This is a genomic window from Paenibacillus sp. FSL W8-0194 (assembly GCF_037969745.1).
GTDB classification, from domain to species: Bacteria; Bacillota; Bacilli; order Paenibacillales; family Paenibacillaceae; genus Paenibacillus_AQ; species Paenibacillus_AQ cookii.
This window is the reverse complement of record NZ_CP150205.1, coordinates 3,722,018-3,737,857: the sequence shown is the minus strand read 5'-3', so window position 1 is coordinate 3,737,857 and position 15,840 is coordinate 3,722,018. Positions and strand designations below refer to the sequence as shown.

The window sequence follows — 15,840 nt, the reverse complement described above, 5'->3', positions numbered from 1 at the left end:
GTGACATCCTTATGCTGACAGGAGTCCAAATCGTATTCCTAGGCGGGGATGCGCGGCAGATCGAGGTGATCCGCAAATGTTCGGAGATGGATGCCACCGTCAGCGTCGTCGGTTTTGACAATCTGAAGGAAAAACTCCAGGGAGTGACCAGGGATCATCTGACGGCTGAGCTGCTCGCTGCTGCGGATGTGCTGGTCCTTCCTGTCGTGGGCTGTGATGACAACGGCATCATCCATACGCAGTTCTCGAACGAGTCGCTAAAGCTGCAGGATGAGCATATGGCCGCGCTCCGCAGAGGGTGCAAAGTATACACCGGCATGGCCAAACCTTATCTGCGAAGCTTGTGCGCTCATCACGAGATCAAGTTGATCGAGCTGCTGGACCGGGATGAGGTCGCGATCAGCAATTCCATTCCGACATCCGAAGGCGCTCTGGTGATGGCTATTCAGAATACGGATTTTACGATACATGGATCGAACTGCATGGTGCTTGGACTGGGCAGGACCGGGTTTACGATGGCGAAAAGCCTGCAGGGTCTGGGAGCGAAAGTAAAAGTGGGAGTCCGCAGCGAAAAGGACGTCGCCCGGGCGGAGGTGATGGGCTGGGAGCCTTTTCTGACAAGGGATTTGGCGGATCACGTGCGCAACATCGACTTGATTTTTAATACGATTCCGACTATGATAGTCACAGCACAAATCCTGTCTAGAATGCCCCAAAGCGCCGTCATTGTTGACCTTGCTTCCGCTCCCGGAGGATGCGATTTCCGGTATGCGGAGAAGCGGGGGATCAAGGCGCTGCTTGCCCCCGGGCTCCCTGGAATCGTGGCTCCCAAAACGGCTGGTTCGATTATCGCGAACACGTTGGTACAGTTGATTTCGGATGAGTTCAAGACTCGGGGGGATGGACAATGAATTGGCAGGGTAAAACGGTAGGTTATGCAGTTACGGGATCACACTGCACGCTTGAGGAAATCATGCCGCAGGTGAAGCGGTTCGTGGAAGCCGGCGCGAACGTGGTGCCGATCGCGTCGGGTTCGGTGCAGGTAACGGATACACGTTTCGGAACGGCTCAAAATTGGCTTCAGCAATTAAAAGACATTACGGGCAATGACATCATTACGACGATTGTCGAAGCGGAGCCGCTGGGGCCGTCCAAATTGCTGGATGTGCTGGTCATCGCCCCTTGCACCGGAAATACGACGAGCAAGCTGGCAAACGCGATGACGGACAGTCCGGTGCTTATGGCCGCCAAGGCCCAGATGAGGAACCAGCGACCGCTTGTGCTCGCGATTTCGACCAATGACGGGCTTGGACTGAATGCGTCCAACATCGCCAAGCTTTTAATTACGAAAAACATTTATTTTGTTCCGTTTGGCCAGGATAATCCTTTTCAGAAGCCGAATTCGCTTGTGGCCCAGATGGATTTGATTCCCGAAGCCTGCTACGCAGCGCTGGAAGGAAAACAGCTTCAGCCCATGATCCTTCAACGGGTGTTCTCGGCCTAAACCGCCGAACATCCCGTATGGCTTCACCATTTTATTTCGAAGGCTGCCGCATGGCGATCCGGGGCGCTGAATCCGTCCGAAAGGATCCGTCCATGCAACGGCCGCTTGTGCCCGCATTCCTGTCGTTTGCGGTCACATTAAATCTGTAATTGTCGAACTTAAGAGAGACTATGAACTTGAAGACGCGTAATTTTGGAGGAAGCGACGGGAATTTGGCGCGCAGCCGCCCCGCTTCCTGCCCTTATCCGCCTGCGACCCATGCCGCAGGAAGCCGGACGTTTTTGCAGGGCGTTTGCGCCGTGATCTTGTCGCGGGCAACAAAACCTCCAATCGATGCAACGATAATTCCGTGAGGGTGCGACTCTAAACAGTGCTGTCCGAAAGACGAGATTGCTGCAGCCAAACGTTCCGCGCGTTCTTAGTCGTATGGAGGAATGGAAATGAGTATTTTAGTACAAAAATTTGGCGGTACGTCGCTGTCGACGCCGCAGGCAAGAGAGCTTGTCATTGGCCACGTCAAACGCGAGCTGAATGCTGGATACCAGCTCGTTGTCGTTGTGTCCGCAATGGGACGCCGAGGTGAGCCTTACGCTACGGACACGCTCCTTGACTGGGTTGCCCAGAATGGCGATGCGCTGCCTGCGCGCGAAAGGGATTTACTGCTGTGCTGCGGTGAAATCATCTCCGCGGCTACGCTTTGCAGCCTGCTCGAGTCCGAAGGCATTCGTGCAATCGTGCTGACGGGGGCGCAGGCCGGATTCGTCACGGACGATCAATTCGGCAATGCCCGGATCAAGGACGTGCGTCCGGAACGGGTGATTTCCGAGCTGGAGACGCATCAGGTGGTTATCGTGACCGGTTTTCAGGGACAGGCGGAGTCCGGCGACTTTACGACCTTGGGGAGAGGCGGAAGCGATACGTCGGCTACGGCTCTCGGCGCTGCGCTTCATGCGGAAATCGTTGACATCTATACGGACGTCAACGGCATTTTGACTGCGGACCCGAGAATCGTCGAAGACGCCAAACCGCTGCCCGTCGTAAGCTACGCTGAAATTTGCAACATGGCGCAGTACGGCGCCAAAGTGATTCACCCCCGGGCCGTTGAAATCGCCATGCAGGCCCATATCCCCGTTCGGGTGCGGTCTACGTTTTCCGAGGATGAAGGGACGCTGGTGACTCAGCCGGAGGGTTTCAAGGACGTTCAGCTGGGCTTTATGGACCGTTACGTGACCGGGATCGCCTATGTAAGCAACGTGACGCAAATTACGGTCGATTGCGAAGGCGGAGGCCATAATCTTCAGCTTCAGGTATTTAAAGCGATGGCGGAAAATTCCATCAGCGTGGACTTTATTAATGTTACCCCAACCGGGGCGGTCTATACGGTGTTTGACTTCGATTCGGATCGGGCGTTGACGGTTCTCCGGGAGCTTGGATTCGAGCCCAAGGCGTTGTCCGGCTGTGCCAAAGTTTCGGTTATCGGCGGGGGAATCAACGGTGTTCCGGGAATCATGGCCAAAATCGTCGAATCGTTAAGCGAACAGAACATTCAAATCCTGCAATCGGCCGATTCGAACACGACCATCTGGGTGCTCGTGAAAAAAGAAGACATGGTGCAGGCATTGCGTGCTCTTCATACCAAATTCGAACTTCATAGATAACTTTTACTTAAGAAGCGGCCTAGCGGTTAAGGGAGAAACGTTTTGATCAACGGATCTTCCATACCGCAGAGCCGCCTAGCCTGCATATTCATTGGAAATCTCATAAAAGACGGCTTGCAAGAGCGCGTTCCATCGTTTGAGGAGGTTATACAAGTGGATTTCGGAAGATTGATAACGGCCATGATCACGCCGTTTGACGAGCAGGGAAACATCAACTGGTCGGAAACGTCAAACATGATTGAATATTTGATCGAAGAGCAAAAATCGGATTCCCTCGTCATCTGCGGCACGACGGGCGAGTCCCCGACGTTAAGCGATGAAGAGAAGCTGGAGCTGTTTGCTTTCGCGGTGGAGCATGCCAAAGGGCGCTGCAAAATCATCGCCGGGACGGGCAGCAACAATACGGAGCATTCCGTCCAGCTGACCCGGAAGGCCGAAAAATTGGGCGTTGACGCGGCGCTGCTGGTCGTGCCTTATTACAACAAGCCGAACCAGGAAGGGTTGTACCGCCATTTCGAGGCCATCGCTCGCGGCACGAGCCTGCCGGTCATTCTTTACAATGTGCCGGGACGAACCGTAACGAGCCTTTCGGTCGAGACGACCCTCCGCCTCGCCCAGATTCCTAACGTCGTCGGCACGAAAGAATGCGCCTCTCTTGAGCAGGTGACGCTCATCGCCTCGGCCGCCCCCGAACATTTCAAGGTTTATTCGGGCGACGATTCCGTGACGCTGCCGGCCATCGCGGTTGGCGCTTACGGGATTGTGAGCGTGGCCAGCCATTTGATCGGCGCGTCCATGAAGGACATGATTCAAGCGTATTTGAACGGAGAGTCAGCCGAAGCGGCGAAGCTGCATCAGAAGTTGTTCCCTGTTTTCAAGGGGCTTTTCGAATGCCCGCATCCGGTGCCGAATCCTTCTGCATTGAAATATGCCCTGAATCTGCTCGGCCGTCCCGTTGGCGGCGTACGCTTGCCGCTCGTCGACCCCAGCGAATCCGAAGCCGCGTTTCTCCGCAATCTTGTAGCTTCTTTGCAGGCTTGATTTTTATCGACGTCAACAATACGAAAAAAACGATGACAGCGCCCGTTCGGGCGCTGTTTTTTGTGCAAATAGAGGCTTTATTTTTGGGGAACGTTAACACTTACGTGGAGGGTGACTTGTGTTTTGCGTTTTTTATCATGTATAATGAGGTCAAGTGACTGGGTGCGGTATATTTTTGAAATTAAAATACTATAAAATGGTACGACGTCCAACACCATAGGAGGTTTAGATTCATTTGTCTAAAAAAAATAATAACGATAAATTGACGATATTTGCATTGGGCGGCGTCGGTGAAATCGGGAAAAACATGTATGTCATTCAATACGCGAATGATATCGTTGTTGTTGATGCAGGCTTGAAATTTCCCGAAGAGGACATGCTTGGCATCGATATCGTCATCCCCGATATCAGCTACTTGACGGAAAACCGCGACAAAGTGAGAGGCATTTTGCTCACTCACGGACACGAGGATCACATCGGCGGTTTGCCTTACGTCCTCAAACATTTGAATGTTCCGGTATACGGAACGAAGCTGACGCTCGGACTCGTCGAGAACAAGCTGAAGGAAGCCAATCTGCTCGGCGAAACGAAACGGATTTTGATCCATGAGGATTCGGTGGTGCAGCTCGGCTCAACGCTGAAAGCGACGTTCTTCAGAACGAACCACAGCATTCCGGATTCCGTCGGCATTTGCATCGCGACGCCGGAGGGCAATGTCGTTCATACGGGCGACTTTAAATTCGACCATACGCCGGTAAACGGCCAGTATGCCAACCTGCAGCGGATGGCTGCCATTGGCGAAGAAGGCGTTCTCGCGCTGCTGTCCGACAGCACCAATGCCGAAAAACCGGGCTTTACGCCATCGGAGAAAAACGTCGGCCTCGTGCTTGAGGATATTTTCCGGAAAGCGTCCCAACGCGTCGTGATCGCCACGTTTGCATCCAACGTTCACCGGATCCAGCAGGTCGTCAACGCCGCGGAATCGACGGGCCGCAAAATTACGGTGATCGGACGAAGCATGGTCAACGTCGTGTCGATCGCCGCCGAGCTCGGCTATCTCCACATGCCGGACGGCATGCTGATCGAACCGGAAGAAGTGAACAAGATGGCCGCCGACCGCGTCGTCGTATTGTGCACGGGCAGCCAAGGCGAACCGATGTCGGCGCTGACCCGCATGGCCCGTTCTACCCATCGCAAGGTCGATATTTTGCCGGGTGATACCGTTATCATCGCTGCAACGCCGGTTCCCGGCAACGAGAAATACGTCGGCCGGACGATCGACGAACTCTTCCGTTTAGGCGCCGAGGTCATTTACAGCGGCTCGAACTCCGGCGTTCACGTTTCCGGACACGGCAGCCAGGAAGAACTGAAGCTCATGCTGAACCTGATGAAACCGAAATTTTTCCTTCCGATCCACGGGGAGTACAGAATGCAGCGCAAGCATGCGCTCCTGGCGGAATCAGTGGGAGTCGATCCCGACAACATCTTTATCACCGATATCGGTGAAGTGGTGGAAATTCAGAACGGCATGGCGCGCAAAGCCGGTAAAGTCACGGCCGGCAACGTGCTCATCGACGGACTGGGCGTCGGCGACGTAGGCAACATCGTCCTGCGGGACCGCAAGCTGCTTTCCCAGGACGGCATTCTGGTCGTTGTCGTTACGCTCAGCAAACAGGACGGCACGATCATGTCCGGACCGGACATTATTTCCAGAGGTTTCGTGTATGTACGCGAATCCGAAGGCTTGCTTGACGAAGCGAACCGGATCGTCTCGAGCACGCTGCAGAAGCTGATGAGCGAGAATGTGAACGAGTGGGCTTCCCTCAAAACGGGAGTCAAGGATGCGCTGGGACGGTTCCTGTACGAACAAACCCGCCGCAGACCTATGATCTTACCGATCATTATGGAAGTGTAATGTTGCAAACATGAAGTGGCAAATGCTTGATATACCAGCACTATCTTTTACCGTGTTCGTCACTTGACCCCATATTGGCCACATTCACTCATCTGTTTTCCTCATATGCAGGCTAAGTTATGGACGAGGCTTCTCTTGCATGCCATAGGAAAAACACCGATAATCAAAGCGCAGTTTTCCGATCAACCGGAAGCTGCGCTTTTTTGCTTCGTCTTTTGAATAACCGGGATTCCAGATGGGGAACAATACGGGGGAATTTCCCATGAGGAGGATCAATAACAATGACTTTAGTTCGCGAATGTATGACAACGGATGTTCAAACATGCGCTCCGCATGATACGGCAACTGCCGCCGCAAAAATGATGCGCGATATCAATTGCGGATCGCTTCCGGTATGCGAAGGCAAAAAAATTGTAGGCATGATCACCGACCGCGACATCGTGCTGAAATGCGTGGCCGCAGGCAAAGATCCGGACAGCGTACATTGCCACGAGTGCATGACGAAAGACGTCGTGACCTGTTCTCCCGATACCGACGCCCATGAATGCGCACGCATGATGGCCGATCACCAAATCCGCCGCATCCCGGTCGTCGAAAACGGGGAAATCGTCGGCATTTGCGCCATCGGCGACCTGGCTACCATCAACATTCATATCAATGAAGCGGGAGAAGCGCTCAGCGAAATTTCCGAACAGCAGCAGCTTCATTAAGGTTCCAGGGAGAAAGCACCCGTTCAGGCGGGTGCTTTTTTGACGTTTGGCGGAACGGGAGCTAGGCGTCCGTTATATTTTTCAGGGGCAAAAAGGAATAATACCCGGGTTCGGCCCGCCATACTAAACAGAATGAACGCACCTTTGACGTGAAAGGATGGGGAATACAAACATGGCGAATGAAACAGGTCATTACCGTATGGAGGAACCGGCCGCGCCGGAGCAGCAGCCGGAAAACCCAACGAAAGCAGCGATTGAGGCCGTGCAGCAGCTTGGCCAGATGAATGTACCTACCGCAAACGAATCCAACATATTTTGCTTGACCATCGTCGGTCAGATCGAGGGACATATGGTTTTGCCGCCGCAAAATAAAACGACGAAATACGAGCATATCATCCCTACGCTCGTCGCGGCCGAGCAAAACAAAAACATCGACGGGCTCCTCATTATTTTGAATACGGTCGGCGGCGACGTCGAAGCCGGGCTGGCCATCGCCGAAATGATCGCCTCGCTGACCAAACCGACGGTGACGGTCGTCGTCGGCGGAGGGCACAGCATCGGCGTTCCGATCGCCGTATCATCCACGTATTCGATCATCGCCGAAAGCGCGACGATGACGATTCACCCGATCCGCTTGAACGGACTGGTCATCGGCGTCCCGCAAACGTTCGAATACATGGAAAAAATGCAGGAGCGCGTCGTTCGGTTCGTTACGTCCCATTCGCGGATCACGGAATCGCAGTTCAAGGAGCTCATGTTCCGCACCGGCGAGCTGAACCGGGACGTCGGGACGCCGGTCGGCGGGATCGATGCGGTGAAATACGGTTTGATGGACGAGGTCGGCGGCATCGGGCAGGCGATCATGAAGCTGAACCAGTTGATCGACGAACGCAAGCGAGCCGGCGAAACGGAGGGGATCACGCAATGACGCTCCATACCGTCATGCCGCTGGAAGCCGTTTGGGAAAAGCAAGGGGAAGAAACGAAGACGACGGAAGTGCGGTTTAAAGGGATTTTGATGGAAGTCAAGCCGCTGGATCATAACCAGGTGCAAATCGTCCGGTTGTTGGACGGGCCGCTGGATTCCTATTTGAATCCGTCATATTCCCCCGGACAGATTATCCGTTATGTCCCGGCGACATAAAGCGAAATTTGCGAAAAACAGAACATAGGTGCCCACCGGGATTATATGGTATAATGGGGTTCCGGGGGTGACATTTCTTGGCTAAACGGAGAAAAAAGAAGAAGGCCTTGCTGACCAATGTTCTGAAATACGAAATATACGGCATCATATTGATCACCCTATCCGTCATTGCCCTGTCCGGTGAAGCAGCGGTAGGGTGGTCTTTATCTAAAATGTTCGGCCTTGTGCTTGGACGGTTTTATTTCGTCATTCCTTTAATCGGCATTTATGTGGGTCTCAGCGTCATGATTCAGCGAAAATGGCCCAACCGGTGGAGCACCCGCAAAAGCGGGATCGTTTTGCTTGTGCTGGCGCTCACGCTCATGAGCAGCGTCGCCTCGCTCGAGAAGAAGCTGTCTCATGTTCCCGGCCTGAGCGCCGGACATATCATTACCCAAATACATAATGATTTGGACGGCTCGCTGTTGTCGTCCGCAGGCTCCAAAGAACGTTCCATGCTGAATAAGGATATTAGCGGAGGGTACGCCGGTGCGCTCCAATACGCCGTTTTGTTTTGGCTGTTCGGCAATACGGGAACGAAGCTGATGCTCATCGTCATGTTCATTATCAGCTTCATGCTGATCACGAACCTGTCGTACGTCGACCTGATGCGGATCTTGCGCAAACGAATGGTTCAAGCGGGAAGCAACGTGCAAAAACGGATAGCGGCACAAAAACCGCAAGCCGTCGCGTCTTCCGCCAAACCGTCGCGAAAACGGGGGCATGCCCCGCTGCCGGATGAGGATGAGGATGACGATCTCGACGATTTCGTAGAGCCGAGGGCGAAACGGTCCGCGCCGGTATTTTTCCAGCTTTTTGGCAACAAAATCGGCAAACCTGCTGCAGGAGGGGCGGCTCCGGAACCGGACGACGATTTGGACGGAGGCGACATATTGGAGCCTGTAGGCAGGCATTCCAGCCGCGCGGCAAAGCCGATTTTCGATGATGTGCCGGAGTATGGCGGAATCGATGCGGCTCCCGAACCGTGGAATCGCGGAGAAGCGGAAACGTCATCGCCCATCATTCGCGACTTCTTCGAGCAGGTGAAATCCGAAGGGAGCTTGGAGGAAGAGGATTGGGAGGAACATGAACCCGTGCCGGACGGCGGCGTACAAGCCGTTTTGGACGAAAGCGGACATGAAGCCCTGCAGCCGATCCCATCCGCCCCTGAAACGAGCGGGGAAGCCGCAGAGGAACCTGGTCAAGGGCCGGCCGGTGAAGAGGCGGCAGAACCGCTTGAGACGAAACCACCCGCCCCGCCGCCGAAGCCGTACAAGCTTCCGCCGTTCCGTTTGTTGGCCAAACCGCATAACGGCGGCAAAGCCGGGGACCAGAACGACTATATGCAAACGGCCCGCAAGCTGGAGGCGACGCTTGAGAGCTTCGGCGTTCGGGCCAAGGTGCTTGAGGTCGTGCGCGGCCCGGCGGTGACGCGTTACGAAATCCAGCCGGATATCGGCGTCAAGGTCAGCCGGATCGTCAGCCTGACCGATGATATCGCGCTGGCGCTGGCGGCAAAGGACATTCGGATGGAAGCGCCGATTCCGGGCAAATCGGCCATCGGCATCGAGGTGCCGAATAACGAGGTATCTCTTGTCACGATGCGGGAAGTCATGGAAACGCCGGTGTTCCAGGACGCCCAATCCAAGCTGTCCATTGCGTTCGGCAGGGACATTTCCGGGCAGACGATCGTCGGCAATCTTGCGAAAATGCCCCATTTGCTGGTCGCGGGCGCGACCGGCTCGGGGAAATCGGTCTGCATCAACGGCATTATTACGAGCATTTTGTATAAAGCCAAACCGGATGAGGTCAAATTCCTGATGGTCGATCCGAAGATGGTCGAACTGAACGTGTATAACGGCATCCCGCATTTGATGGCTCCGGTGGTGACGGATCCGAAGCGGGCTTCGCTCGCCCTGAAAAAAATCGTCGTCGAAATGGAGAAACGGTATGAGCTGTTTTCCAAATCCGGCACCCGGAACATCGAAGGTTACAACAATCTGATGAAAGACAACCTGCCAGCCGTGCTTCCTTACATCGTGGTCATCGTGGACGAGCTCGCGGACCTTATGATGGTGGCGGCGCATGACGTCGAAGAAGCGATCACAAGGCTTGCGCAAATGGCTCGCGCAGCCGGCATCCACCTGATCATCGCCACCCAGCGGCCTTCGGTGGACGTCATCACGGGGGTCATCAAGGCCAACATTCCTTCGCGGATTGCCTTCGGCGTTTCTTCCCAGGTGGATTCGCGGACGATCCTCGACATGGCCGGAGCGGAAAAGCTGCTGGGCCGGGGCGATATGCTGTTCATGCCGATGGGGTCTTCGAAACCGATTCGCGTCCAAGGCGCTTTTATGACCGACCAGGAAGTGGAAACGATCGTCAATTACGTGCGCGAGCAAGGCGAAGCCCAATACGACGAATCGATCGTCCCCGAAGTGGATGAGTCGCAGCCCGAAGCGGACGAAGAGCTGGACGAGCTGTACGACCAGGCAGTGCAGATCGTGCTGGAGGCCAAACAGGCTTCGGTATCGCTGCTGCAGCGCAGAATGAGGGTCGGGTATACGCGTGCGGCCCGATTGATCGATTCCATGGAAGCCCGGGGCATTATCGGCCCTTATGAAGGAAGCAAACCACGCGAGGTCCTCGTTTCGCTGGAGCAGTATCAGCAGCAAAACCGGATCAGCTCATAAAGAGCCGGCGAGTCTTCCGTAAACAAAAAAACGTGCCGCTGCGGTTTCATACCGCGGCAGCACGTTTTTTCTTTTTTATACAGTAAGACCCATAGTTCCTTTTGGGGCTTAAAAATCGAAGTTGTCCGGGTCAGGGCCGACCCGGCGGTTTTGGTTCAGGGCGTCGATTTTTTCCATATCCTCAGGCGAAAGCTCAAAGTCGAAAATCGAAGCATTTTCGATGATGCGATGCTCCTTGATCGATTTCGGAATCGTTACGACGCCTTTTTGCAGGTCCCAACGCAAAATCGTTTGTGCGACGGATTTGTTATGCTTCGCGGCAATCTCTTGAAGCACAGGCTGGTTTAACAGTTCGCCCTGCATTAGCGGCGACCAGGCTTCGAGCTGGATGCCCTGCTCTTTCGTAAAGGCCAACAGCTCGTTTTGGGCCAGGTAAGGATGGAATTCCACCTGGTCGACCATCGGCTTGATTTCTGCGGCGGACAGCAGATCCTGCAGGTGGTGAACATGGAAGTTGCTGACGCCGATCGCCCGGACGCGCCCGTCCTTATACAGCTTTTCCAGGGCTCTCCACGTGTCTTTATACTTGCCTGCAACCGGCCAGTGAATAAGGTACAGGTCAAGCACGTCCAGACCGAGTTTGGACAAGCTTACGTCAAAGGCTGCCAACGTTTCGTCGTACCCTTGGTCCTGGTTCCATACCTTGGAGGTTACGAACAGTTCTTCTCTGGCAAGGCCGTTTTCTTTCAGCGCTTCGCGGATGGCTTGGCCGACGCCGCTTTCGTTCCCGTAAATGGCCGCCGTGTCGATGCTGCGGTATCCGTGTTTGATGGCGGCTTTTACGGCCGCGATCAGATCCGCGCCTTCCTCCACTTTAAAAACGCCGAGGCCAAGCCAAGGCATGTCTACTCCGTTAGCAAGCTTTGTCGTGCTTTGCAGATGCAATGTCATCCTGTGTTCCTCCTCGAGTTGATCTTTCTTTATTGTGCGTTGCAACGCTTGTTTCTTTTCTTTGCAAAATATAACTCCATCCGGTAAGAATAACGGCGGCCGCAACCATCACTGCACCGACCCAGCCCGTATGGACAAGGCCGAGCGAATCCATTACCCGTCCGCCCAAATAAGCGCCGAGCGCGATTCCGGCGTTAAACGCGGCGATATTGATCGCCGAGGCGACGTCCACCGCTTTCGGCACATACCGTTCGGCAAGCGTCAGCACATACGACTGCAAGCCGGGTACGTTCATGAATGCAAGCAGGCCCATCAGGAAGACGGTGATCAAAGCCGCGATTTTGAACGGCGCCGTAAAGGTAAGCAGCAGCAGAACCGCAGCCTGCAGAATAAACATGACAAGCAGCGCCGACAACGGCTTGCGGTTGGCCGCTTTCCCGCCGACCATGTTGCCGATGGCGATGGCGATGCCGTACACCAGCAGAATGAGCGCCGTCGTGGATTCCGCGAACCCTGTTATTTGGTGAAGCAGAGGGGATAAATAAGTGAAGACCGCAAAAGTCCCCCCGTATCCCAGGGCCGTAATCAGAAAAGCCAGCAGCAATCTTCCGTTGGCAAACAGCTTAAGCTGCTCGCGAACCGGCGTTTTGACGCCCTTCCGAAGATGCGAAGGGATCAGCGCGAGGTTAGCGAGCAACGCGACCAAGCCGACCGCGGCGATGGAGATGAACGCGGCCCGCCATCCCAGCTGCTGCCCGAGAAACGTCCCGAGCGGCACGCCGGTAACGGTGGCGATGGTCAAGCCGGAAAAAAGGATGGCAATCGCGCTGGCGCGGCGATTTTCCGGAACGAGGTCGGCGGCAATCGTCGTGCCGATGGACATGAACACGCCATGGGCAAACGCGGAGATGATCCGCCCCGCCAGCAGCATGACGATTCCGTTAGCCAATGCGGCCATGCTGTTGCCCGCGATAAACACGAGCATGATACCGATCAAAAGCTTTTTGCGCGACATCTTTATGGTCATCGAAGTCAGCACCGGCGCGCCGAAGGTGACTCCGAGGGCATACAACGTTACGGTCAAACCGGTCAGCGTAAGCGAAATATGCAGATCCTCCGCAATCAAGGGCAGCAGGCCTACGCTGATGAATTCAGTCGTTCCGATGGCAAATGCGCTGATGGCTAAAGCCAGAAGCGCAAATATGCTTTTTTTGTTATCTTGCGGCATTCTTTTCACTCCTGTTCTAGTCATCCCGGCCGGTATATGCTATTATGAATCGGCAGTGATCTTTTGAACAGTACGTACTTCAAAGTGCTATAGGTACTAAAAAGTTCCCATGACGAAACGGAGGGAGGACCATATGAAAAAATACAACATTTCCGTGGAAGCAACGCTCGAGGTCATCGGGGGGAAATGGAAATGCGTCATTTTATGCCATTTGACCTACGGCAAGAAGCGTACGAGCGATCTGCGCAGGCTCATGCCGGGCATCACCCAAAAAATGCTGACTCAACAGCTCCGGGAACTGGAGGAGGACGGGATCGTGAACCGCATCGTATATAATCAGGTCCCGCCAAAAGTCGAATACGAGCTCACCGAATACGGCTGGAGCTTGAAAAACATATTGGATTCCCTATGCTCTTGGGGGGAACAGCATATTATTCGCGAATACGGCGACAAATTTCTGGTTCTTGAGGATAACGTTTTGAACAGACCCGGGGAACCCGTCACGTAACCAAAAAAGAAATCGCGAATGGCCTTAAGAAAAACCGATTGGCGGCCGCAGTACATTCCAATGTATTGCCGGCTGCTTTTTTGCGTTGGAACGGCTTGAACGTAAATGCCCTGACGGTTTACATCCTTTCTTTTGTAATGTGCATAGTTCATGGTGGCTCTTGTCATAATAACCGTAGCCATCCTAGTCAAACTCACAAGAGAAAGGTAGAGCTGCTAAATGAAAAAAAAGAAATTGTGGATCATGTCAGGACTTCTGGTCCTTTTGTCAGCGGCGGTTATTGCCGGGGCGCAGCCTCTGATGGGGGACCGGGCCGCATCCGATAAAACGAAACCCGTTTCCGAAGAGGCGGTACCTACGTTCGGAACGACGGTGCTGAAATACGGATCCTCCGGCCAGGATATTTACGAACTGCAGGGACGCTTGAAATTTCTCGGTTTCTATAACGGCAACATCGACGGCCAGTTCGGCTGGGCGACGTTAAAATCCGTCAAATGGTTCCAATCCGAATTCGGCATGGAGGTCGACGGCACGGTCGGCGCCAAAACGAAGCTGAAGCTGTACAACGCGACGAAAGATTGGAGACCGTCCGAATCCGCTGCCGGTAAGAGCCAAGCGCCCGCAAACGACACCGGCGCCAACAAATCCGAACCTCTCGCTTCCGCCAACACGATGGGATTGTCCGAAAACGACCTGAAGATCATGGCCAACGCGGTGTACGGCGAATCCCGCGGCGAACCTTTCGAAGGGCAAGTGGCGGTCGCGGCGGTCATTTTGAACCGCGTGAAGTCTCCGAGCTTCCCGAATACCGTGCACGGTGTCATCTTCCAGCCCGGCGCGTTTACGGCGGTAGCCGACGGACAAATTTGGCTCACACCGAACGAAGTGGCGCGCAAAGCCGTCCAGCAGGCCTTGAACGGATGGGATCCGACGGGGGGATGCCTGTATTATTTCAACCCGAAGACAGCGACCTCGAAGTGGATCTGGTCCCGTCCGCAGGTTAAAACCATCGGACAACATATCTTCTGCATGTAGGCCGTTTTGCCGCCCAGAAAACAGCAACCGGAGGGTTTGTCTTCGGTTGCTTCTTCACTTTGGGATGGTATAGAATGGAACATATTCATATTCGTATCGACAGACAAATTCATGGCTAAAGGAGTTTTGGACCTTGAATAAAACAGCATTCCAACATGGAAACGCAGGCAGAATGCGGATTCACGTTTTGCCGTCGAAACGCTTTAAAACGTTCGCCATCTCGCTTTACGCGGGAATCCCGCTTGCGGAGGAGACGGTAACGGGAACGGCCTTGACTCCGTTCGTGCTGAGACGGGGAACCGCTTCCTACCCGGAAACGCGGCAAATCCGCGAACAGCTGGAGCAAATGTACGGTGCCGGTTTCGGTTTTGACGTATATAAAAGAGGAAATTATCAGATCGTCCAGTTCCGCATGGACACGATCAACGATTCGTTCGTGAAAAGCCAGGAAAGCCTGCTGGAAGCCTCCTTCGCTTTTCTGGGGGAAGTGGTGACGCGCCCCGTGCTGGAAGAAGGGCGTTTCCGCAGCAGCTACGTGCAGGCCGAGAAAGAAAACGTGCGGAAAAAGATGGAAGCGATCGTCAACGACAAAATCCGGTACGCGTCGGAACGCTGTATCGAAGAAATGTGCCGGAACGAGCCTTACCGTCTCCATCCGCTCGGACAACGCAAGGATTTGGAAGGCATTACGCCGCAAAGCCTTTACGATGCGTACCGCCAATGGCTGGATCACGCCAGCTTGGATCTGTATGTCGTGGGAGACACGTCGCTTGAAGAGGTCGAAAAGCTGATCGGCAAACATTTCGATTTGAGCGCCGCGGCCGAGGCGTCCTATAAACAGGAGAAGTCGGTCCGCAAAGCCGACGAAGTCCGCACGGTCGTCGAGAAAATGGAAGTCAGCCAAGGCAAACTGAACATGGGGCTCCGCACATCCGTTACATACGCCGACGACCAATACGCCGCCGCGCTGATGTACAACGGGATTTTGGGCGGGTACCCGCACTCCAAGCTGTTTATGAACGTCCGGGAAAAAGAGAGCCTGGCGTATTATGCGTCCTCCCGTTATGACGGGCACAAAGGCATCGGAACCATCCAGTCCGGCATCGAGATTCAAAATTACGAAAAGGCGCTGGAGATCATTAAAATGCAGCTGGAAGATATGCGCGCAGGCAAAATCACCGAATTGGAAATGTCCCAAACCAAAGCGATGATCCGCAACCTTCTGCTGGAGATCGACGATTCCGCCTTCGAGATGATCGCCTACGATTTCAACCGCCAATTTTCCGGCAAGGATCGGTCGCGCGCCGAGCTGCTGCAGCAGGTGGAAGCGATCCGGATCGAAGACGTGAAGGCGGCCGCGGAAACCTTTGAGCTGGATACGATCTATTTCCTGAAAGGCCAGAAGGAGGAATAAA

The 15,840-nt window shown here is 54.4% G+C and carries 14 protein-coding genes; 12 read left to right on the top strand and 2 right to left on the bottom strand.

Annotated elements, in window-relative coordinates:
• Positions 1 to 11 precede the first annotated feature (11 nt).
• From dpsA to MKY58_RS16810, 9 genes are all read left to right on the top strand, one after another.
• On the top strand, positions 12 to 911 hold the full coding sequence (dpsA, locus tag MKY58_RS16850) for a dipicolinate synthase subunit DpsA (protein WP_339321294.1): 900 nt from the start codon (positions 12 to 14) through the stop codon (positions 909 to 911).
• Positions 908 to 1,504: a dipicolinate synthase subunit B gene (locus MKY58_RS16845; protein WP_036706994.1), complete on the top strand. Its 597-nt coding sequence runs from the start codon at positions 908 to 910 to the stop codon at positions 1,502 to 1,504. The genes dpsA and MKY58_RS16845 overlap by 4 nt, the downstream gene beginning before the upstream one ends.
• Positions 1,505 to 1,944: 440 nt before the next feature.
• Positions 1,945 to 3,162 carry an aspartate kinase gene (gene dapG, locus MKY58_RS16840; RefSeq protein WP_339321293.1) on the top strand — a complete coding sequence of 406 codons (1,218 nt, stop codon included), beginning with the start codon at positions 1,945 to 1,947 and terminating at the stop codon, positions 3,160 to 3,162.
• 153 nt (positions 3,163 to 3,315) lie between these two features.
• Positions 3,316 to 4,203 carry a 4-hydroxy-tetrahydrodipicolinate synthase gene (gene dapA, locus MKY58_RS16835; RefSeq protein ID WP_339321292.1) on the top strand — a complete coding sequence of 296 codons (888 nt, stop codon included), beginning with the start codon at positions 3,316 to 3,318 and terminating at the stop codon, positions 4,201 to 4,203.
• Positions 4,204 to 4,438: 235 nt separating this feature from the next.
• Entirely contained in the window at positions 4,439 to 6,118 is a 1,680-nt protein-coding gene (locus MKY58_RS16830) for a ribonuclease J (protein ID WP_212948975.1), read from the top strand.
• A 281-nt stretch (positions 6,119 to 6,399) separates the two neighbouring features.
• On the top strand, positions 6,400 to 6,828 hold the full coding sequence (locus MKY58_RS16825; RefSeq protein ID WP_339321291.1) for a CBS domain-containing protein: 429 nt from the start codon (positions 6,400 to 6,402) through the stop codon (positions 6,826 to 6,828).
• A gap of 199 nt (positions 6,829 to 7,027) precedes the next feature.
• A complete protein-coding gene (locus tag MKY58_RS16820; protein WP_339325185.1) occupies positions 7,028 to 7,756 on the top strand; it encodes an ATP-dependent Clp protease proteolytic subunit in 729 nt (242 codons plus the stop codon).
• Positions 7,753 to 7,971: a YlzJ-like family protein gene (locus MKY58_RS16815; RefSeq protein ID WP_339321290.1), complete on the top strand. Its 219-nt coding sequence runs from the start codon at positions 7,753 to 7,755 to the stop codon at positions 7,969 to 7,971. The genes MKY58_RS16820 and MKY58_RS16815 overlap by 4 nt, the downstream gene beginning before the upstream one ends.
• Positions 7,972 to 8,048: 77 nt before the next feature.
• Positions 8,049 to 10,703, top strand: coding sequence for a DNA translocase FtsK (locus MKY58_RS16810; RefSeq protein ID WP_339321289.1), 2,655 nt, complete (start codon positions 8,049 to 8,051; stop codon positions 10,701 to 10,703).
• A gap of 108 nt (positions 10,704 to 10,811) precedes the next feature.
• On the opposite strand, the gene MKY58_RS16805 is transcribed toward MKY58_RS16810, so the two are convergent.
• Positions 10,812 to 11,654: an aldo/keto reductase gene (locus tag MKY58_RS16805; protein ID WP_339321288.1), complete on the bottom strand. Its 843-nt coding sequence runs from the start codon at positions 11,652 to 11,654 to the stop codon at positions 10,812 to 10,814.
• The gene (locus MKY58_RS16800) at positions 11,617 to 12,882 is read right to left on the bottom strand and encodes an MFS transporter (protein WP_339321287.1); all 1,266 of its coding nucleotides are present in this window, start codon (positions 12,880 to 12,882) and stop codon (positions 11,617 to 11,619) included. The genes MKY58_RS16805 and MKY58_RS16800 overlap by 38 nt, the downstream gene beginning before the upstream one ends.
• 133 nt (positions 12,883 to 13,015) lie before the next feature.
• Between MKY58_RS16800 and MKY58_RS16795 the strand changes: the two genes are divergently transcribed.
• From MKY58_RS16795 to MKY58_RS16785, 3 genes are all read left to right on the top strand, one after another.
• Positions 13,016 to 13,390 carry a helix-turn-helix domain-containing protein gene (locus MKY58_RS16795; RefSeq protein ID WP_339321286.1) on the top strand — a complete coding sequence of 125 codons (375 nt, stop codon included), beginning with the start codon at positions 13,016 to 13,018 and terminating at the stop codon, positions 13,388 to 13,390.
• A gap of 219 nt (positions 13,391 to 13,609) precedes the next feature.
• The gene (gene sleB / locus MKY58_RS16790) at positions 13,610 to 14,425 is read left to right on the top strand and encodes a spore cortex-lytic enzyme (protein ID WP_339321285.1); all 816 of its coding nucleotides are present in this window, start codon (positions 13,610 to 13,612) and stop codon (positions 14,423 to 14,425) included.
• 133 nt (positions 14,426 to 14,558) lie between these two features.
• Positions 14,559 to 15,839 carry a pitrilysin family protein gene (locus MKY58_RS16785; RefSeq protein ID WP_339321284.1) on the top strand — a complete coding sequence of 427 codons (1,281 nt, stop codon included), beginning with the start codon at positions 14,559 to 14,561 and terminating at the stop codon, positions 15,837 to 15,839.
• Position 15,840 lies beyond the last annotated feature (1 nt).

Bases quoted from the DNA above. Each gene is read 5' to 3' on its own strand.
- dpsA (WP_339321294.1), top strand. From the start codon at position 12: ATGCTGACAGGAGTCCAAATCGTATTCCTAGGCGGGGATGCGCGGCAG.
- MKY58_RS16845 (WP_036706994.1), top strand. From the start codon at position 908: ATGAATTGGCAGGGTAAAACGGTAGGTTATGCAGTTACGGGATCACAC.
- dapG (WP_339321293.1), top strand. From the start codon at position 1,945: ATGAGTATTTTAGTACAAAAATTTGGCGGTACGTCGCTGTCGACGCCG.
- MKY58_RS16825 (WP_339321291.1), top strand. From the start codon at position 6,400: ATGACTTTAGTTCGCGAATGTATGACAACGGATGTTCAAACATGCGCT.
- MKY58_RS16820 (WP_339325185.1), top strand. From the start codon at position 7,028: ATGGAGGAACCGGCCGCGCCGGAGCAGCAGCCGGAAAACCCAACGAAA.
- MKY58_RS16815 (WP_339321290.1), top strand. From the start codon at position 7,753: ATGACGCTCCATACCGTCATGCCGCTGGAAGCCGTTTGGGAAAAGCAA.
- MKY58_RS16805 (WP_339321288.1), bottom strand. From the start codon at position 11,654: ATGACATTGCATCTGCAAAGCACGACAAAGCTTGCTAACGGAGTAGAC.
- MKY58_RS16800 (WP_339321287.1), bottom strand. From the start codon at position 12,882: ATGCCGCAAGATAACAAAAAAAGCATATTTGCGCTTCTGGCTTTAGCC.
- MKY58_RS16795 (WP_339321286.1), top strand. From the start codon at position 13,016: ATGAAAAAATACAACATTTCCGTGGAAGCAACGCTCGAGGTCATCGGG.
- sleB (WP_339321285.1), top strand. From the start codon at position 13,610: ATGAAAAAAAAGAAATTGTGGATCATGTCAGGACTTCTGGTCCTTTTG.